The sequence below is a fragment of the Streptomyces liliifuscus genome (assembly GCF_016598615.1).
GTDB lineage: Bacteria > Actinomycetota > Actinomycetes > Streptomycetales > Streptomycetaceae > Streptomyces > Streptomyces liliifuscus.
Window position 1 is genome coordinate 10490104 of the sequence record NZ_CP066831.1, and the last position, 19044, is coordinate 10509147.

Annotated in this window: 17 protein-coding genes; 7 read left to right on the top strand and 10 right to left on the bottom strand. The window is 70.7% G+C overall.

The genetic code is table 11. The features are described 5' to 3' along the window. Window positions 1–46 precede the first annotated feature (46 nt). From JEQ17_RS45745 to JEQ17_RS45770, 6 genes are read right to left on the bottom strand one after another with little or no spacing between them, the layout of a single operon-like run. On the bottom strand, window positions 47–1312 hold the full coding sequence (locus tag JEQ17_RS45745) for a vWA domain-containing protein (RefSeq protein ID WP_200400843.1): 1266 nt from the start codon (window positions 1310–1312) through the stop codon (window positions 47–49). Then, window positions 1309–2208 carry an AAA family ATPase gene (locus tag JEQ17_RS45750; RefSeq protein ID WP_234048621.1) on the bottom strand — a complete coding sequence of 300 codons (900 nt, stop codon included), beginning with the start codon at window positions 2206–2208 and terminating at the stop codon, window positions 1309–1311. Before JEQ17_RS45750 ends, JEQ17_RS45745 begins: the two co-directional genes overlap by 4 nt. Then, window positions 2205–3173, bottom strand: coding sequence for an XdhC family protein (locus JEQ17_RS45755; protein WP_200400844.1), 969 nt, complete (start codon window positions 3171–3173; stop codon window positions 2205–2207). The genes JEQ17_RS45750 and JEQ17_RS45755 overlap by 4 nt, the downstream gene beginning before the upstream one ends. After that, window positions 3170–5545: an aerobic carbon-monoxide dehydrogenase large subunit gene (locus tag JEQ17_RS45760; protein WP_200400845.1), complete on the bottom strand. Its 2376-nt coding sequence runs from the start codon at window positions 5543–5545 to the stop codon at window positions 3170–3172. Before JEQ17_RS45760 ends, JEQ17_RS45755 begins: the two co-directional genes overlap by 4 nt. After that, entirely contained in the window at window positions 5542–6024 is a 483-nt protein-coding gene (locus JEQ17_RS45765; RefSeq protein ID WP_200400846.1) for a (2Fe-2S)-binding protein, read from the bottom strand. The genes JEQ17_RS45760 and JEQ17_RS45765 overlap by 4 nt, the downstream gene beginning before the upstream one ends. A gap of 5 nt (window positions 6025–6029) precedes the next feature. Then, window positions 6030–6923 carry an FAD binding domain-containing protein gene (locus JEQ17_RS45770; protein ID WP_200400847.1) on the bottom strand — a complete coding sequence of 298 codons (894 nt, stop codon included), beginning with the start codon at window positions 6921–6923 and terminating at the stop codon, window positions 6030–6032. 216 nt (window positions 6924–7139) lie between these two features. Between JEQ17_RS45770 and JEQ17_RS45775 the strand changes: the two genes are divergently transcribed. The 4 genes from JEQ17_RS45775 (at window position 7140) to JEQ17_RS45790 (ending at window position 10176) form a co-directional block, all read left to right on the top strand. Further along, a complete protein-coding gene (locus JEQ17_RS45775; RefSeq protein WP_200400848.1) occupies window positions 7140–8099 on the top strand; it encodes a LysR family transcriptional regulator in 960 nt (319 codons plus the stop codon). 115 nt (window positions 8100–8214) lie between these two features. Then, entirely contained in the window at window positions 8215–9114 is a 900-nt protein-coding gene (locus JEQ17_RS45780; RefSeq protein WP_200400849.1) for an SRPBCC family protein, read from the top strand. Between the two features lie 7 nt (window positions 9115–9121). Then, window positions 9122–9655: a GNAT family N-acetyltransferase gene (locus tag JEQ17_RS45785; protein WP_200400850.1), complete on the top strand. Its 534-nt coding sequence runs from the start codon at window positions 9122–9124 to the stop codon at window positions 9653–9655. 68 nt (window positions 9656–9723) lie between these two features. Continuing rightward, entirely contained in the window at window positions 9724–10176 is a 453-nt protein-coding gene (locus tag JEQ17_RS45790; protein ID WP_200400851.1) for an SRPBCC family protein, read from the top strand. A gap of 48 nt (window positions 10177–10224) precedes the next feature. Here the strand turns inward: JEQ17_RS45790 and JEQ17_RS45795 are convergent, their stop codons facing one another. Continuing rightward, a complete protein-coding gene (locus JEQ17_RS45795) occupies window positions 10225–11871 on the bottom strand; it encodes an alkaline phosphatase D family protein (protein ID WP_200400852.1) in 1647 nt (548 codons plus the stop codon). Between the two features lie 534 nt (window positions 11872–12405). Here JEQ17_RS45795 and JEQ17_RS45800 point away from each other — a divergent pair. After that, window positions 12406–13056, top strand: a complete 651-nt coding sequence (locus tag JEQ17_RS45800; RefSeq protein ID WP_200400853.1) for a DUF4360 domain-containing protein — start codon at window positions 12406–12408, stop codon at window positions 13054–13056. Window positions 13057–13265: 209 nt separating this feature from the next. Further along, window positions 13266–13526, top strand: a complete 261-nt coding sequence (locus JEQ17_RS45805) for a hypothetical protein (protein WP_200400854.1) — start codon at window positions 13266–13268, stop codon at window positions 13524–13526. A gap of 103 nt (window positions 13527–13629) precedes the next feature. Here JEQ17_RS45805 and JEQ17_RS45810 read toward each other — a convergent pair whose 3' ends face one another. From JEQ17_RS45810 to JEQ17_RS45820, 3 genes are all read right to left on the bottom strand, one after another. After that, complete coding sequence (locus tag JEQ17_RS45810) at window positions 13630–14151, bottom strand: bifunctional DNA primase/polymerase (protein ID WP_200400855.1); 522 nt, start codon at window positions 14149–14151, stop codon at window positions 13630–13632. Between the two features lie 442 nt (window positions 14152–14593). Then, window positions 14594–15280, bottom strand: coding sequence for a 2-phosphosulfolactate phosphatase (locus JEQ17_RS45815; RefSeq protein ID WP_200400856.1), 687 nt, complete (start codon window positions 15278–15280; stop codon window positions 14594–14596). Between the two features lie 243 nt (window positions 15281–15523). Further along, window positions 15524–16750, bottom strand: a complete 1227-nt coding sequence (locus JEQ17_RS45820) for an NlpC/P60 family protein (protein ID WP_200400857.1) — start codon at window positions 16748–16750, stop codon at window positions 15524–15526. 408 nt (window positions 16751–17158) lie between these two features. On the opposite strand from JEQ17_RS45820, the gene kstD reads away from it, so the two are divergent. Continuing rightward, entirely contained in the window at window positions 17159–18991 is a 1833-nt protein-coding gene (gene kstD, locus JEQ17_RS45825) for a 3-oxosteroid 1-dehydrogenase (protein ID WP_200400858.1), read from the top strand. Window positions 18992–19044: the final 53 nt, after the last annotated feature.

Here is a 19044-nt window from a genome sequence, read left to right on the forward strand (position 1 = left end):
CGGAACACTACACACCATCACCAGGCGCAATCTGCCTACTTTCCGCTCACTTTCGGCCGATGTCGAGGCGCCGCCGCACGACCGTCTCGTTGCCCGCGATCGCCTCCACCACCTCCATGAGGGCAGCCAGACTGTGGCCGCTCACAAATGCGTCGCAGTGGGGGAGCGCGGCGGTCATGCCGGCGGTGCGTGGGGTGTAGTCGGGGGCCGCTTTGCGGGGGTTGACCCAGATGACGCGGTGGGCGAGGCGTGCGAGGCGGGCCATTTCGCGGCCGACGGCGGCGGGGTCCTCGCCCTCCCAGCCGTCGGAGAAGATCACCACGACGGCACTGCGTGCCATGCCCCGGCGGCCGAAGCGGTTGTTGAACTCCGCCAGCGCGTGGCCGATGCGGGTGCCGCCCGACCAGTCGGACGCGGCGGCGCCCGCTCGGCGCAGTGCCGCGTCCACGCCGGACGGGCCGGTGTGCCGCAGCACGGGCGTCAGCCGGGTGAGGCGGGTGGCGAAGACGAACGCCTCGGCCGCAGCACCGGCGGTCGCTCGTGGGAAGAGGCGGAGGTAGGCGCGGGTGTACGGCTCCATGGAGCGGGAGATGTCGCACAGCAGCACCAGTCGTCGTCGGCGTAGGCGATGGCGGGTGCGGGTCAGCAGTACGGCCTCGCCGCCGGTGCGCTGGCCGGTGCGCAGGGTTCGGCGCAGGTCGATGCGGTGGCCGCGACGGTCGGTCTCCTGGCGGCGGCCTCGGCGCAGCGGTGCTTTCAGCGTCAACAGGGCGAGAAGCCGGTTGAGTTCGGCCAGCTCGCCGGGGTCGAGGGCCGCGAAGTCCTTGTGGGCGAGGACCTCGGCCGTACTGCCCGCTGTCGGTAGTTCCAAGGTCCGCCGGTCGCTGTCCGTGTCCGGGGGCTGTCTACCGTCGCGGTTCGATGCCTCGCCGACGGTGCCACTCGGCAGGGGCGCGCGGGTGGGATTCGGGCCGATTCCGGAGAGCGGCGGGGGCCGACCGGGGGCGGGTTCGCTGCCGGGCGCGGGCTCGGATCTGCCACCAGCTCCGCGGACGGCCACGGAGCTTGGCCCGCCCGCGAAGACCGCGTCGAAGACCCTCTCGAACGGTTCGATCTGCTCGCGGTCCGTGACGAACGCCAGCCGTGCCGCCCAGTACAGCGCCGTGCGGTCCACCGGCGGCAGCAGCACCAGCGCCTGAAGGAACCGCACCGACCGCTCCGGGGTCACGGCCACCCCGGCGTGCCGCAGCTCCGCGCCGAGCCGGCCCGCGAACTCGGCCCGGTCGAAGAGCGGAACCGCCGTCGAGGTCACGGCTGTCGACCCGCGACCAGCCAGTCCAGACCCCGCTCCCGCACCAGCTCCTGGTCCTCGCGGTACTTGAGCAGGGAGCCGAGCGTGCGCCCGGCGACAACGGCGTCGAGACGGGGCACGCCGAGCAGGTTCAGCGCGGAGATCCAGTCGATGGTCTCGGCGACGCCCGGGGCCTTCTGCACATCCAGGGCCCGCAGCCGCCGTACGGCCGCGGCCACCGCGACCGCCAGCTCCCTCGACGTCCCGGGCACCCGGCGGCGCACGATCTCGACGATCCGTTCCGTGTCCGGATAGTCGATCCAGTGGTAGAGGCACCGGCGTTTGAGCGCGTCATGGAGATCACGGGTGCGGTTGGAGGTGAGCAGCACGACGGGCGGCACGGCGGCCCGGATGGTGCCGATCTCCGGGATGGTCACCGCCGCCTCGGCCAGCACTTCGAGCAGGAACGCCTCGAAGTCGTCGTCGGCGCGGTCGATCTCGTCGATGAGCAGCACGGCGGGGGCCGGGCCGGGGTGTGTGAGCGCCGCAAGCACGGGCCGCCGCAGCAGATACTCCTCGCTGAACAGATCGGCCTCGCTGAGCTGCTCGTACCGCGACTCGGCCAGGCGGATGCCGAGCAACTGGCGCGGATAGTTCCACTCGTACAGCGCCTCGGCCGCGTCCAGGCCGTCGTAGCACTGCAGGCGGATCAGCGGGCTGCCCAGGATCGCGGCCACCGCCTTGGCCGCCTCGGTCTTGCCGACGCCCGCCTCGCCCTCCAGGAGCAGCGGCTGGGGCAGGCGCAGGGCGAGGAAGAGCGCGGTGGCCAGACCGTCGTCGGCGAGATAGCCCAGCGAGTCAAGCGCGGCGCGCAGACTCTCCACGCCCGGCAGACAGCGCTCAACGTACTCGCTCACGAGGCGTCGGCCTTCGCGTAGCGGGCGGGGTCCTTCTCGTACGCGGCACGACAACCGGCACAGCAGAACCAGCGGCGCTCGTCGCTGCCCGCCTCGGAGTACGGGGTGCTGTCCGTGACGGAGACCGTCATCCCGCACACGGGGTCGACGGCGGTCACCGAGTCCCTCTCCGCCGGCTCTTGCACTGCGACCTCCGCTGCCATGTCCACTTCGGCGGAGAGCCCCCTCACCGTCTGGATCACCTCCGCGAGGATCGACACCGCGATCTCGCCCGGTGTGCGGGCACCGATCCACAGACCCGCCGGTGTGTGGATCCGCGCCCGCTGCTCGGCATCGAGCGTCAGCCCGTCCAGCACCGCCGCCCCGCGCCTGGGGCTGGCCACGAGCCCGATGTACGGCACCCCCGCGCGCACGGCCGAGACGAGCACCGGCTCCTCGTTCCGGCCGTGCGAGGCGATGACGAGAGCCTGGGTGCCGGTCAGGTCCTCCGGCGTGATCCCGTCGGCGCCGGACGCCTCGGTGACCTCGTAACCGAGGGCAGGCCCGATAGCGAGCAACGCGCGGGCGATGGGGGACTCACCCAGGACCACCACGCGCGGCACGGGCCGCAGTGGCTCCAGGAAGATCTCCAACTCGCCGCCGGACAGGCACGGATTGGCGACGCTCACAGCGCCCTCCTCGACGACGGGTTCCCCGGTGCCGTCCGCCGTCTCCTCCGGCGAGATCCGCAGCAGCAGCGACTCCCCGCTGCGCAGCGTCCGCAGCGCCTGCACCCGTACGGTGGCCTCCGCGCAGGCGCCTCCGACGAAGCCCTCGACACGGCCGTCCGCGAGGACCAGCGCGATGTCGCCCGGCCGAGCGCTCGCCGGACGGCGGGCGCGCACCACGGTGGCCTTCACGAACGGCACGTGGTGTCCCGTCAGTTCGGCCATGCGTGCCTCAAGTGGGGGTGCGGCGGGGCTCATTGGGGCGCCTCCACCTCGCCCCGGTGCAGCGCCTGCCACACCCGGCTCGGGGTCAGCGGCATGTCGGCGTGGCGTACGCCGATCGCGTCGAGGACCGCGTTGACGACGGCCGGCGGCGAACCGACCGTCGCGGACTCGCCGATGCCCTTCGCGCCGATCGGATGGTGCGGGGAGGGCGTGACGGTGTGGTCCAGCTCCCAGGCCGGGACCTCCAGCGCGGTCGGCAGCAGATAGTCCATGAAGGACCCGGACAGACAGTTGCCGTCCTCGTCGAAGCTGATCAACTCCATCAGCGCCATGCCCACGCCGTCGGCCAGCCCGCCGTGCACCTGCCCCTCGATGATCATCGGGTTGATACGGGTCCCGCAGTCGTCCACCGCGATGAAGCGCCGCACCTTCACCGTGCCCGTGCCGGAATCGACGTCGACCACGCAGACGTACGCGCCGAACGGGTACGTGAGATTGGGCGGGTTGTAGACGGTCGTCGCCTCCAGGTGACCCTCCACCCCCTCCGGCAGCTCCAGCGCTCCGTGCGCGGCGAGCGCGATCTCCTGGATCGTCTTCGTCATCGCCGGATCGCCCGCGACCGACCAACGGCCCTTGGTCCATTCGAGATCGTCGGGGGAGACCTCCAGCATGGCCCCGGCGATGATCCGTGCCTTGTCCCGCACCTTGCGCGCGACCACGGCAGCGGCCGCTCCTGACACGGGAGTCGAGCGGCTGCCGTACGTACCCAGCCCGAACGGCGTCTGGTCGGTGTCGCCGTGCACGACGTCGATGTCCTCGGGCGGGATGCCCAGTTCCTCGGCGACGATCTGCGCGAACGTCGTCTCGTGGCCCTGTCCCTGCGTCTGCACGCTCAGCCGGACCACGGCCTTGCCGGTGGGGTGGACGCGCAGCTCGCAGCCGTCGGCCATGCCGAGACCGAGGATGTCCATGTGTTTGCGCGGCCCGGCGCCGACCGTCTCGGTGAAGAACGACAGCCCGATGCCCATGAGTTCGCCCCGGGCCCGCTTCTCGCTCTGCTCCTTGCGCAGCTCCTCGTATCCGGCCAGGTCCAGTGCCTTGCGCAGACAGGCGGGGTAGTCGCCGGAGTCGTACGTCCAGCCGGTCTTGTTCTCGTACGGGAACTGCTCCGGCCGCAGCAGGTTGCGCATCCTCAACTCGGCGGGATCGGCGCCGAGTTCGGCCGCCAGGCAGTCCACCATCCGTTCGATCAGATAGACGGCCTCGGTGACCCGGAAGGAGCAGGCGTACGCGACTCCGCCGGGCGCCTTGTTGGTGTAGACGCCGGTGACCGAGCAGTGCGCGGCCTCGATGTCGTACGAGCCGGTGAAGATGTGGAAGAAGCCGGCCGGGTACTTGGTGGGCTGCGCGGTGGAGTTGAACGCGCCGTGGTCGGCGAGGACCTTGACCCGTACGCCCAGGATCTTGCCGTCCTGGGTCGCGGCGATCTCGCCGGTCATGTGGTAGTCGCGGGCGAAGGAGGTGCTCATCAGGTTCTCGGAGCGGTCCTCCATCCACTTCACGGGCCGCCCGGTGACGATCGAGCCGACGACCGCGCAGACGTATCCCGGGTAGATGCCGACCTTGTTGCCGAAACCGCCGCCGATGTCGGGGGAGACGACCCGGATCTTGTGCTCCGGGATCCCGGCCACCATCGCGTAGAGCGTGCGGTGGGCGTGCGGGGCCTGGGTGGTGGCGTAGAGGGTGAGTTTGCCGTCGACCGGGTCCATGGAGGCGACCGCGCCGCAGGTCTCCAGCGGGGCCGGGTGGACGCGCGGGTAGAGCATGGTCTGCTCGACCACGACGTCGGCCCGCGCGAACACCTCGTCGGTGGCCGCGCTGTCACCCGCCTCCCAGTCGAAGATGTGGTTGTCCGTACGGCCTTCCAGGTCGTCCCGGATGACGGGCGCGTCCGCGTCGAGGGCCCGGCGGGCGTTGACCACCGCGTCCAGCGGCTCGTACTCGACATCGATCAACTCGATCGCGTCGCGCGCCGCGTAGTGGTCCTCGGCGACCACGAACGCGACCTCCTGCCCCTGGAAGCGCACCTTGTCGGTGGCGAGTACTGCCTGCGTGTCCATCGACAGCGTCGGCATCCAGGCGAGGCCGAGGCCCGCGAGCGTCGCGCCGGTGATCACCGCCTTGACCTTGGGGTGGGCCTCGGCGGCCGAGGTGTCGATGGAGACGATGCGGGCGTGCGCGAACGGGCTGCGGAGCACAGCGCCGTGCAGCATGCCGGGCAGCTGGATGTCGTCGACGTAGCGGCCCTTGCCGCGGACGAAGCGGGGGTCCTCCTTGCGCTTCATCCGGCCGAAGCCGATGGGCCGCTCCTGAGGGGTCGCGGCCGGTTCCTCGACGGTGGTCATGTCTGACTCCCCGCGGCCTCGTGGCCGTTCCTCGCCGCCCACTGGATCGAGCGGACGATGTTCAGATAGCCGGTGCACCGGCACAGCTGGCCGGAGATGGCCTCACGGATCTCCTGCTCGGACGGATCCGGATTGCGGTCCAGGAGCGCCCGGCCGGAGAGCATCATCCCCGGGGTGCAGAACCCGCACTGCAGACCGTGCTGCTCGATGAACCCCTGCTGAACGGGGTCCAGTCGGTCCCCGTCCGCCAGGTCCTCGACCGTACGGATCTCGTGACCGGCGGCCATGACCGCGAGGACCGTACAGCTCTTGACGGGCTCCCCGTCCATCAGCACCACGCACGTTCCGCAGTTGCTGGTGTCGCAGCCCCAGTGGGTGCCGGTCAGTTCCAGGTCGTCACGGAGGAAGCGCACGAGCAGATGCCGGGGCTCGACCTCCCGGGTGTGGTCGTCGCCGTTGACGTTGACGGTGATCCGCATGCGCCTCACGCCTCCCTTGCCGTGGACCCGATGGGCCGCCCGGCCCGGGCGACCGCCCGCCGCAGCGCCCGTCGGGTGAGTTCGTCGGCCAGATGCCGCTTGTACTCGGCGCTGCCCCGGCCGTCGGTGACCGGCGAACAGCTCTCGGACGCCACCCGCCCCGCCTCCTCGTACAGCGCCTCGGACGGTTCGCTGCCGTTCAGGAGGGTCTGCACCGCGTGGAGGTTCAGCGCCCCGGCGCCGACCGCCGCCAGACCCACGCCCGCGTCGGCGATCCGCCCCTCGCGCAGCGTCAGGGCGACCCCGGCCGCGGCGACGGCCCAGTCCCCGGCCTTGCGCTCGACCTTCTCGTACGCGCTGCCCGCACCCGGCAGGACCGGCAGCCGCACCTCGGTGAGCATCTCGCCGACGCCCACGGCCGTTTCGTACGGGCCCTGGTGGAAGTCGGCCATGGAGACGATCCGTTCGCCGTCCGCGCCGCGGATGACGGCAAGGGCGTGCAGCGCGCCGCACACGGCCGAGAGGTCCTCCGACGGGTCGGCCTGGCAGAGGGAGCCGCCGATCGTGCCCCGGTTGCGGACCGGCGGGTCGGCGATCACCTTCTCCGCGTCGTGGACGATGGGAAAGTACCGGCCGACCAGCTCCGACTCCAGCAGTGTGCGGTGCCGGGTGAGGGCACCGACGCGCAGTTCGTCGCCGACCAGGGCGATGTGGTCGAGTTCGTGCAGGTCGTTGATGTCGACGAGGACCTCGGGGGAGGCCAGGCGCAGTTTCATCATCGGCAGCAGACTGTGTCCGCCGGCCACGACCCGGGCCTCCTCGCCATAGCGCCGCAGCAGTTCCAGCGCCTCGTCCACGCTCTCGGCGCGCTGGTAGTCGAACGAAGCGGGTACCTGCACGGCACGCTCCCTCCCGGACCGGGCCCGCCCGGCACGCCCGGGCGAGGCAGCGCGCGCGGGAGCCGTCCGTCGATTGAGGACCTGGCCGGTTTCCGGCGGTCCGGGGGAACAATTGCGCGAAGGGATGGGGCGGTCAACGGCGACTCAAGCGAATGCTTAAGAGACCTGGGCAACGGAGGGGGTCCTACCGGTCGAACAGCCGTTGTAATGGCGGACATGACGTTGACTCAGCTCCGCGCATTCGTCACGGTGGCCCGTCTGGGCTCGGTCAAGGGTGCCGCGGAGTCGCTCGGTGTCACCGAGGCCGCGGTCTCCGGCGCGGTCGCCGCACTCCGTCGCGAACTGGGGGACCTGCTCTTCATCCGGGCCGCCGGCGGGATCAGCCTCACTCCTGGCGGCAGACGCCTCGCCGCGGGAGCCGCCGAGATCGTCGGCCTCGCCGAGGAGACCCGTCACCGGGTCCGCCAGGCCGGCTCGGGCACCGCCCAGCTGCGGGTGGCGTCCACCGAGGCCGGCGCCGAACAGGTCCTCCCCGCACTGCTCGCGGCCTTCGGGCGGCGACAGCCCGACCTGGACGTCGACACCCTCGCCGTGCCGGTGGCGGTCTTCGGCGACCTGCTTCGCGACCGGCGCGCCGATGTCACGATCGGCCCGTCGCCGCGCCCGGAACCGGGTATCGAGTCGATCCCCTTCCTGCGCTTCCAACTGGTTGTCGTCGCGGCGCCGGACCATCCGCTCAGGCACCGGAAGCGGCTGGCACCCGCTCAACTGGCCCACGAATCATGGTTGCTGGGCCCCGCAGGACTGGACCCGGACACCGTGTCCGGCACCTTCCTGTCCCACATAGGTGTCGAAGCCGCCAAGGCCAAGGCGTTCCCCAGCGTGACGGCCTCGCTCAACGCGGTGGCGGGCGGGGCCGGGCTGTCCATCGCCTTCCTCCACGTCGTACGCGACGAGCTGCGCCGCGGGTCACTGGCCGTGCTCGACGTCTCCGGCGCCCGACTCGGCGGCATGCTCTACGCGAGCGCGCTCACCGGCGAACGCCGCTCGACGACCGCCGCCGCGCTGTGCCGCTTCGTCACGACACCGGCCGCCACACAGGCGGTGCTCACCCGGTCCAAGGGCGTTCCGATGAACGAGTTCCGACCACCGGTGCACGTCACGATCTGGAGCTGACGGGACTCGGGGGAGCCGGCGGATCATGGGTTCCGGCTTCCTGGGCGCGGTGTCTTAAGCAAACCCTGAAGAGCTCATTGACGGCCCGACCGCCCGCGCGCATCGTGTGTCCGTCATGGACTTCACGAACGAGTTCCGAGTGAACCTGCCGCCCGACCAGGCCTGGTCCCTGCTGACCGACGTGGAGCGGATCGCTCCCTGCATGCCCGGTGCCCAGCTCACCGGCGTGGACGGCGACACCTACAACGGCGTCGTCAAGGTGAAGGTCGGCCCCATGACCGTCCAGTACAAGGGCGTCGTCTCCTTCGAGGAGAAGGACGACGAAGCGCGTACGGCGGTACTCCACGCACGCGGCCGAGACACCCGCGGCCAGGGCAACGCCGATGCCCGCGTCACCGCCCGGCTCGTCCCGGACGGCGACGGGACGCGGGTGACGGTGGACACCCACCTCACCATCACCGGCAGGATCGCGCAGTTCGGCCGAGGGGTGATCGAGGAGGTCAGCGGGAAACTGCTGGCCCAGTTCGTCACCAACCTGGAAGGCCAACTCGCGACGGAGAAGAAGCAGGAACAGGCGCAGGAATCGGTCGCACCCACGCCTGAGCCCGCGACGGGGGCTGGGACCCTGGCTGGAGCTGGAGCTGGAGCTGGAGCTGGAGCTGGAGCTGGAGCTGGAGCTGGAGCTGGAGCTGGAGCCGAGCCCGGGGCCGGTACTGGAGTCGGGGCCGCATCGAGCGTCGCGCCGGAATCCGCTTCCGCCGGGGAGGCCGCCGGGGACGATGTCCCCGCCGCCGAAGCCCCGAGCAGGACCGTGCCGGCCGCTCCCTCCGCCCCCGCCTCGAACGGCGTCCGCCCCGCGGAAGTGCCCACCGTTTCCCGTACAACGGCCGCGGCCGCGCCTGAGCCCCTGGACCTGATGAGCGTCGCACGCGGTGCCTTGCTCAAACGCGCTCTTCCGGCCGCGCTCGTCCTCGCCGTGGTCGTGGTCGTTCTTGTCGTCTGGCTCACGCGATGATGGGGGCATGACCGACATCCGTACCCCCCGTCTTCTGCTGCGCCGCTGGCAGGACGACGACCTCGTACCCCTCTCCGAGATCCACGCCGACCCGACGGTGATGCGATGGATCGGCGACGGCACGCCCCGCTCCCTGGAACAGACCGCCGAGGACATCGAGGCCTGGGAGGAGGAGTGGGACGAGGAGGGCTTCGGTGTCTTCGCCGTCGAACTCCTCGGATCGGGGGAGCTGGCCGGGGCGGTCGGACTCTACGTTCCCAGCTCCCCGCCCGAGGTCGAGGGGCAGGTGGCCATCACCTGGCGGATGGCCCGCGTCTTCTGGGGTCAGGGCTACGCATCGGAGGCAGCTCACGCCACACTCGAATTCGCTCTGCAGGACCGCGGTCTCGACCGGATCGTCGCCGTGTGCCGAACGGCCGACACCGCCTCGTCGAACGTGCTGGACAAACTCGGCATGAAGGCGGAAGGCGCGACAATGGACCCGGCCCACGGGCACGACGTGCGGCTGTACGGGATCGACCTGACGGAGTTCGAGGGCTGACCGGCGCCCTCGGTGGCGCCCCGACTGACCGGGCGGCCGACCATGACCGGACCGCCGTGGAGGCCATGATGCAGATCCCCACGTTGCCCTATCGCGATGAGCACACCACCGTCGTCGCGGCGGCAGCCGATGACGTGTGGCGCGGTCTGGGCGACACACTGGACCGGTCCTTCTCGCGTCCCGGCGCCAACGGCTACGCGCGGCTGGTCGGATGCGCGGACCGCGAGGCGTCGGGTCCGCGGCCGTTTGCCGAGGGCTCGACGTTTCCCGGGTTCCGGGTGGCCGCCGTGGTCCCCGGACGGGAGCTGGTCCTCGGCGGGCGCCATCGCTTCTCTTCGTACGCGCTGATCTTTCGCCTGGAGCCCGCGGGTCCGGGCCGGACCCGGTTGACCGCCGAGACCCGGGCCACCTTTCCCGGCCCGGCGGGCGGCCTCTACCGGTTGCTCGTCCTCGGGACGGGAGGGCACGCGGTGGTCGTGCGCCGCCTGCTCGCGACGGTCCGCCGCCGGGCCGAGTCATGAGGGCAACTGGTCGCGGGCACGGGGACGGGCATGAGCAGCGGCAGGGGCTCACGCGGGCTTGAGCCCCTGGGCGCCCGCTTCGGTGACGAAGGACGCGGCGGTCGTGATCGGGGCCCCGGGTGTGGTGACGGCGGACACGGTCTTGAAGTCCGCCCGCGCCGACTGTGGCGTCAGCCGCACCCTGACGTAACCGCGCTGTCCGTTGTAGAACTTCAGGTGGGGGTTGGCGGACAGGTAGGTGGCCCAGTTCGTGGGTCTCACGATGCCGTCCATGCCGCTGGCGATGGACGGGGTGACGATCTCCGTGCCCAGGGTCCTGGACGAGGGGTTGTCGAAGTCGTCCTTGATGTCGAAGGCGTACCCGACGTGCACGTCCCCGGTGAGCACCATCAGGTTGTCGATGCCCGCCGCCTTCGCCCCGGCCAGGACCCGGTCGCGCGAGGCCCGGTAGCCGTCCCAGGCGTCCATGGACACCTTGGCGACGGGGCTGAGGTCCAGCTTCCGCTGGGAGAAGCAGACCTGTTGCGGCATCACGTTCCACACGGCGTCGGAGGTTCGCCATCCGTCGAGCAGCCAGCGTTCCTGGGCGGCGCCGGTGATCGTGCGTGCCGGGTCGTCCGACTCCGGGCCGGGGATGTGCGGCCGGTCGCCGTAGGCCTGGTCGGAGCGGTACTGGCGGGTGTCGAGGACGTCGAACTGCGCCAGCGTGCCCCAGTGCAGACGCCGGTAGAGCTGGGCGTCGGGACCATTGGGCAGCTGGGAGGCGCGCAGCGGCTGGTTCTCCCAGTGGGCCCGGTAGGCGGCGGCGCGCCGCAGCAGGAACGCGGCCGGCGGCGTGCCGTTCTCGTCGGTGTCGGCCGCGTAGTTGTTCTCGGTCTCGTGGTCGTCCCAGGTGACGATGAACGGGTGCATGGCGTGAACGGCCCGCAGGTCCGGGTCGCTGCGGTAGAGGGCGTAGCGCAGCCGGTAGTCCTCCAGTGTCACGGTCTCCCGGTTGAAGAGGCCGGGCAGGACACGGTCGGTGTACTTGCGGGCGCCGCCGGCGGCGTCGACCGCGTACTCGTAGAGGTAGTCGCCGAGGTGGAAGACCACGTCGACGTCGTCGCCCGCGAGATGCCGGTGAGCGGTGAAGTACCCCTCGTGGTACGCCTGGCAGGACACGGCGGCGAAGGTGAGCGCTGAGGCGGGGCCTGCCGTGGCGGGAGCGGTGCGGGTGCGGCCGGTCGGGCTGATCCAGGTGCCCGTCCGGAAGCGGTAGTAGTACACGCGACCGGCGTCGAGCCCGTTCACCTCGACGTGCAGGGTGTGGTGGACCTCGGGGTGGGCGATGGCGGTGCCGCGCCGGACGATCGCGCCGAACCGCTCGTCGTCGGCAACCTCCCATTCGACGACGACACGCTGCTGGGCCAGGCCGCCGTCGGCCTCGTACGGCTCGGGCGCGAGCCGCGTCCACAGCAGTACGGAACCGGGCCACGGGTCACCGGAGGCGACGCCGAGCGTGAAGGGGTCGTCGGTGATCCTCGCCGCGTCGAGTTCGGTGGCGCTCGCCGCGCCCCTGGCGGGCAGATGTGTTCCGAAGGCGAGCGCGGCGGCCGCCGCGGTGACGGTCAGGAAGCGGCGGCGTGCGAGATGGCGCGCGGCCGCACGCAGTTCGGGGGCATGCTGCGACGACGGTCTCTGGCGGCCCGGGGGCATGGCTGTATCCCCTCACGGTGATGTCACAGGGAAGCCCCGGCAACGGGTGCTGCGGGGCTTGTGAATGCTAATCAGATGAAGATCATGAACGCGGCAGGCGCGGCCTCGCGAGCGCAGGCGGCGTAACGGTCGAGGCGCGCAGCGGGCCCACTGGAGCGATGTGGAATGCGGACCGCCGACCGGGTTCGCCCAAGGCATTACGGCCGAACAAGGGCGAAGTTCGGGACCCCGTGGCTTGGAACACAACGAGGAATGGCCGGAGTTCGCCCTGGCTGCCCCCGCCGGACGTACATACGATGCGACCGCTCCGGTCTTCACAGCTCCTTCACAGGGCCGGGCTCACGCGGTCATGTGTTTGGCATGTGCATGACCATTGAACAACTGTGCTCGATGTCCGATCCATGCCTGATCCATGTCTGATCCAACGCACCTGGTCCGCGACGGCCCTTCGCGTACGCGAAGGCCGCACCCCCCAATTCGCGGCGGGGCACGTCTGCCCGCCGCCGGAACACCGACGCAACGGATTGGAGCACCATGGCTGGTGCGATGCTTCTGAGCGGCGCTGTCGCCGCTCTCTTCGCCACCGCGCTTCCCGCGCACAACCCGTCCACCGGGATCGTCGACCCGCCCCCGGACAAGATCGTCATCAAGGTCGCCACGGTGAACGGCTCCGGCTGTCCCCAGGGCACCGCCGCCATCGCCGTGTCCCCGGACAACACCGCGTTCACGGTGACCTACAGCGACTATCTCGCCCAGGTGGGAGGCAACTCCGATCCCACCGCGTTCCGCAAGAACTGCCAGCTCAACCTGACCGTCGCCGTGCCGGGCGGCTTCACGTACGCCATCGCCAGTGCGGACTACCGCGGCTTCGCCTCGCTCAAGGCCGGGGCGACCAGCACCGAGAAGGCCTCGTACTACTTCCAGGGCTCGCCGAACACGGCTTCCATCACCCATCCCTTCAGGGGCCCCTACGACGACAACTGGCAGGCCACGGACACGACGGAGTGGGCGCAGCTGGTCTGGGCGCCCTGCGGTGTGCAGCGGAACTTCAACATCAACACCGAACTCCGCGTGAACGCGGGCACCTCCGCTCCCGGCAGTACCAGCTTCATGACCATGGACTCGACCGACGGTGACATCAGCACGATCTATCACCTGGCCTGGAAGGAGTGCCCCAGCTCCTGACCCGACCGCCTTGGCCGGCTCCACCGCACCGGAGTCGGCCAAGGCGCGGTATCCGCGCGTACGATCCTGTCCGTCGTCGTGGCCACCGACCGGATACATCGTCTGGTCCGATGAGAACATGGCCCCGAACGAGGGGCGTGTGCTCGCTCGATCCGGTGCCCCTGGCGGGTGAGGGCGTACCACCGGCGCACGCGCCCCGTTGCACGGACATGGACAGCACATTCGCCACAACGGGGCCCTTCCTGGGCCGCGAGGGTCACGACCGGCCGTCCGTCGAACTCGCCGGCGCCCACTGGACGGACCCGCCGATCTACGCGGCGCTGGTCGCCGACTGGCAGGCCCGCGGACGCGTGGTCCCGCGCCGGCACGAAGCGCGTCGGCCCGGCTTCACCGCCCTGCGCGTCACCGACGTTCGCCTTCCCGGCCCCGGGCGGCGTCGAAGCGACGGTCCGGGGGCGAGCGGTTGCTGAGGGGCTCTGCCCGGCCACCGGCTCGGTCGGCTCGGGCGTCTTTGGCGGCTCGGCCGTTTCTGCCGCCCCTGCCGTTTCTGTCGACCCTGCCGTCCCTGTTGTCTCAGCCGAGTCGATCGCGGCCCGGCCCGGGACGCGCCGCGTTGCCGACGGGGCGTGCCCGTTCCCCGTTCACCAGGGCGGAGAGCATCTCGGCGGCCTGATGGAGCGCCACCTCCAGGGCGGTCGGGAGATGCAGGGCACCCTGGCCGTCGGGCGGAACCAGCCAGCGCAGCGTGCCGGTCGTCCGGCGGGGCGAGGGCACCGCGATCCAGGAGCCCTTCCCGGAGTACCGGATGTCCTGTCCCACCCAGTAGCTCTCCGGGTCCGGGGGAAGGAAGAACCCGACCCGGTGGGCGCCGAAATCGGCGAGCGTGGGGCCGGGCATCGGCAGCGGGAGACGCAGAAGGGCGTCCAGGGCGAACAGGCCGATCTCCTCCGGCACGCTGAGGACGTCCCAGAACCGGCCGGCCGGGAGCAGCACGGCGCCGCTCGCCCCGTGTTCCCATTCACGCTTGCAGGCCCGGGGGTCCACCGCGGCTGCTGCGAGCCACTCCACGGCTTGTTGGTGGGGAGCGCTTCTCATGTCTCTCCTCTTCGACCGCTGGTCCGTGTGAGCGGACAGTGATACCCCCTCCGCGGGCGCGGCTCCGTGCGCCATTCCCGAGGCGATGCCCAGTGTCATATTCGTAGATATATCTATCCAGTGGAAGGGGTGGCGCGCCGTGGCGTTTGTCCGTAGAACACCCGAACTTCGGACGAGAGTTCGGTCCTTATGCGTGGGTGGGAGTGTCTTCGCGATGGCCGGAGTCTCCTGGCTGGCCCTGCTGGCGCGAACCTGCCGTCGAAGTCTCCTTCGCCGCTTCCGACCTCCCGGCTCACGGCTATCCCGCTTCCGACTTCCTCGCAGAGACCCGCTCGCGCCGCTGGTGAGAACCGCGCGCAGCCTGAACTACGGCGCCGGGGAGTTCCTCGGCCCGGTCGATGAGGATGACGACGACGGCTGACGGCGACGGCCGACGGATGCGCTACCCCACGGCCGGGACCGCCTGCCGACGCAGGACCATGAGTGAGTCTTCCAAGGTCGCCACCATGGCGAAGGGGAACCGGTCGAGCTCAAGACAGAGCGCGACGTCATCGGGATGGACTCCTTGTCGCACCCCCTGCGCCAGTTCGGCGGCGGCGCGTGATTCGGCACCTCGGCGGAGGAACTCGGCAGCATCCGCCCCGGGCTCGGTGGTCCTCCGGGCGATGTACTGGGCACACGCCAGGTCTTCATCGGCCTGTCCGTCCTCGCCGGTGACCACGAACGTGACGCTGTCACTCCCGCGCGCACGCAGGAGCTGAGCCGTTGCCTCCGCCACCACGAAGCCGGCGCACAGCACCAGTTGCGCCTTCTTGACCGCGAGGGCGCCGACCGTCCCTGCCGTGGTCTTCTGCACAACGGTCCGTCCGCCGAGGTCGATCGACCGCAGCAGGCCCGGGGAGTTGACGGCGTCGAACCCGGGCGCGGGCGGACCGTCCTTGAGCGTCACCCAGTCCAGGTGGCGGGCCTTGAGCGTCAGGGCTTCGTCCAGTGACTCGGCAAGAACGATCTTTTCCGCGCCCTGGCCAAAGGCCCAGGCGGCCACGGTGAAAGCACGCATGACGTCGACCACGACCGCCACGGACGGGGTTTCGACCAGATCGGGGATGCCAAGAAAACGAGTGTCCATTCCGATCATGATTCCGCACGCCCGACCCGCAGCGCCCGGCCAGTGGCACGCGTCATATCGGCGGCCTCGACAACGGCGGTCCGTCTCGATCTCGACGGTCTCGGAATGTGATGCCTTCGGCTGCCCGCGCGCAGCGGCGGCCGGCCGGTTCCAGGAGTGGAAGGGGGCACTCCCGGAGCCGACCGGCCTGGCTGTCGGTGGATCAGAACAGTGGGTCAGAACGGGGTGGGGCAGAGCAGTGGATCAGAACCAGCCGGTGCACGCGATCGCGCCGCCCGGGCCGTTGGTGCCGCAGGCTCGCATGACGAGGCCGGCGTCGTTCCACTGGGTGGTGTACGCGTCGTTGCCCGAGGTGATGGTGGTGAAGCCGAGCATCGGGGACCAGGTCGCGCCCCCGTCGGCGCTGCGGTCGACCCAGATCTCGTCGCCGGGCGCGCCGCCGATGATGCGGCCCCAGGCGCACTGGGTGGTGCCGTTGTAGCGCAGCTCCACGGTGCGGCCGAAGACGGTGGTCGACTTGGCCGTCCAGGCGCCCGTGGAGTTGGGCTCCGTACCGTCGCCGCAGGACGTGTTGTTCTCCGCGCCTGCCAACGTGCCGCCGATCTCCGGGTAGTCACCGCAGGACGGCACATCCTTGAGCAGGGCAGGACCTTGTACGAACAGGTTGCTGATCCAGCTGTGGTAGTCCGGCAGGAACGACCAGACGTTGTTCACCATGCCGTCGACCGTGGCCCGCTCGCCCACCCGCTGGCACAGCACCCGCGCCTGTACGGAGATGCCGTTGCCGTTGGTGAAGTTGATGCGGCTGCTCGTGTTGGAGTCCTGCCGCAGATTGGGCTGGCCCCAGGTCTTGTGGTACGAGCCGCGGCCGTCCCAGGACCAGACCATCGGCGTGACGTCGGCGTGCGGGCGGAACGCGCCCTGGTAGCGCTCCCAGCGGGCGCTGATGTTGTTGACCTGGATCTGCGCGCCCGACTGCGGTGCCTCGACCATCCTGCCGTTGCCGAGATAGATCGCGACGTGCGTCGGGCCGAATCCCGTGGGGCCGAAGTACATGATGTCGCCGGGCAGCAGGACGCCCGACCCCTGCGACTTCAGGAACTTGGTGTGCGCGTACCCGGGCGCCGCGAAGGTCGCCTGTGTCGTGCGCTCGGTGATGAGGTCCCGGCCGGTCGCCTTGTACCAGGCCCAGCGCACCAGACCGATGCAGTCGAAGCTCCACAGCTCCGGGTCCGCGTACGACGCCGGGTCCGTCCGGTCGATCTGGCCCTGACTCGGACCGGGCATGCCCTGTGCATGACCGCCACCCCAGGCATATTGCTTGCCGACGTACCGGCACGCGACCTCGACGGCCGCCTCCGCCGCCGCGCTCGCACCGGACTGGAGCGGCGCGCACCCCGGGGCGGCAGCCGCCGGAGCCGCCGACACGGCCGGCAGGCCGAGACTCACCACTGTCACGAGCGCGGCCACGAGGAGCCGTACCCGGCGACCCCATGACCGCTGTCCCCACCCGGTTCTCCCGGACCCCGTTTCTCCGGACCCGGCACTTCCGGACCCGACTCTTGCGGTTCCTGCTCCAGCGGTTCCTCGGATTCTGCGAACTCTGCTGATCACGGCACGCACTCCCCCTGGTGTCGGTGGTCTCCCGCGAACGTACGGACTCCACCCGCCTGCCGGTCCCTGTCATCTGTCAGGATGCGAGCCCTCGCAGCGGTGGCCCGTCAGCGACCGGGTCGGTCGCGGGAGTGGCGTACCCCTTGACTTCACAAGACCCCCGCGCCAGATTCCTGACTCCGCATCAGAACCGGGACGCCACAGGCCAGTTGCCTCCCGGGGCACAGCACGTCCTCATCTTCCTTCGCACTGCTGGAGTGCTGCATGTCGACAAACGCGGATCCTGCGAGACGTACCGAAGCCCCCTCACGGCCCGGCCCTTCACAGCCCGGACCCTTACAGCCCGGCCCGTCGCGGCGCCTGGTGCTCGGCGCGGCGACCGCGGGCGGCCTTGCCCTCGCGGCCGGCCTCCCGAGCGCCGCCGACGCGGCCGAACTGCCCCTGCTCGGCACGTACGACGTCGTCGTGATCGGGTCCGGAGCCGCCGGGATGACCGCCGCGCTGACGGCCGCGAAACAAGGACTGAGCTGCGTCGTCGTGGAGAAGGCGGCCACCTTCGGCGGTTCGGCCGCGCGCTCCGGCGCGGGAATCTGGATCCCGAACAATCCGGTGATCCTCGCCGCCGGTGTTCCCGACACCCCGGCGAAGGCGGCCGCCTATCTGGCCGCGGTGGTCGGTCCGGACGTCTCCGCGGAACGGCGGCAGGCCTTCCTCGAGCAGGGCCCCGCGATGATCTCCTTCGTACTGGCCAACAGCCCGCTGCGGTTCCGCTGGATGGAGGGGTACAGCGACTACTACCCGGAGCTGCCCGGCGGACTGCCCGGCGGCCGTTCCATCGAACCCGCCCAGCTCGACGGGAACATCCTCGGCGCCGAACTCGCCCGGCTGAACCCGCCGTATCTGACGGTCCCCAGCGGCATGGTCGTGTTCAGCGCCGACTACAAGTGGCTCGCGCTCTCCGCGGTCAGCCTGAGGGGCGCCGCCGTCGCCACCGAATGCCTGGCCCGCGGCACCAGGGCGGCCCTTCTCGGCCAGAAGCCCCTCACCATGGGCCAGTCACTGGCGGCCGGTCTGCGCGCGGGACTGCTCGCGGCCCAGGTGCCGGTCTGGCTGAACACCCCGCTCACCGACCTGTACACGGAGAACGGAGTCACCGCGGGAGCGGTCGTCACCAAGAACGGCACCCCGGGCCTGATCAGGGCCCGGCGCGGAGTGATCGTCGGCTCCGGCGGCTTCGAGCACAACGCGGCCATGCGCGCCCAGTACCAGCAACAGCCCATCGGCACCGAGTGGACCGTGGGGGCCAAGGAGAACACCGGCGACGGAATCCAGGCGGGCCGCCGGGCCGGTGCCGCGCTCGACCTGATGGACGACGCCTGGTGGGGCCCGGCTATCCCGCTGCCCGACGAGCCCTACTTCTGCCTGGCCGAACGCACCCTTCCCGGCGGGCTCCTCGTCAACGCCGCCGGAGCCCGGTTCGTCAACGAGGCGGCCCCCTACAGCGATGTCGTGCACACCATGTACGAACGCAACGAGACCGACCCCGACATCCCGGCCTGGCTGATCGTCGACCAGAACTACCGCAACCGCTACCTCTTCAGGGACATCGCACCGACGTTCACGTTCCCCGACTCCTGGTACGAGTCCGGCGCCGCCCACAAGGCCTGGACCCTCGACGCCCTCGCCGCGCGGATCGGCGTGCCCGCGGCCGCCCTGCGGGCCACGGTCAACCGCTTCAACGGCCTGGCCCGCAACGGCACGGACACCGACTTCCACCGCGGCGACAGCGCCTACGACCACTACTACACCGACCCCGCGATCCTCCCGAACTCCTGCCTGGCACCGCTGTGGCTGGCCCCCTACTACGCCTTCAAGATCGTCCCAGGCGACCTGGGCACCAAGGGCGGTCTGCGCACGGACGCCCGGGCACGCGTACTGCGCCCGGACGGATCCGTCATCCCCCGCCTGTACGCCGCCGGAAACGCCAGCGCGGCGGTCATGGGCCACAGCTATGCCGGCGCGGGCTCGACGATCGGACCGGCGATGACCTTCGGCTACATCGCGGCACGGGACATCGCGGCAGGTGCCACGGCCTGAACCACGGGACACGACCCACGGGACAGTCGCGTCACCGCGCCCCGTGCGAGCCC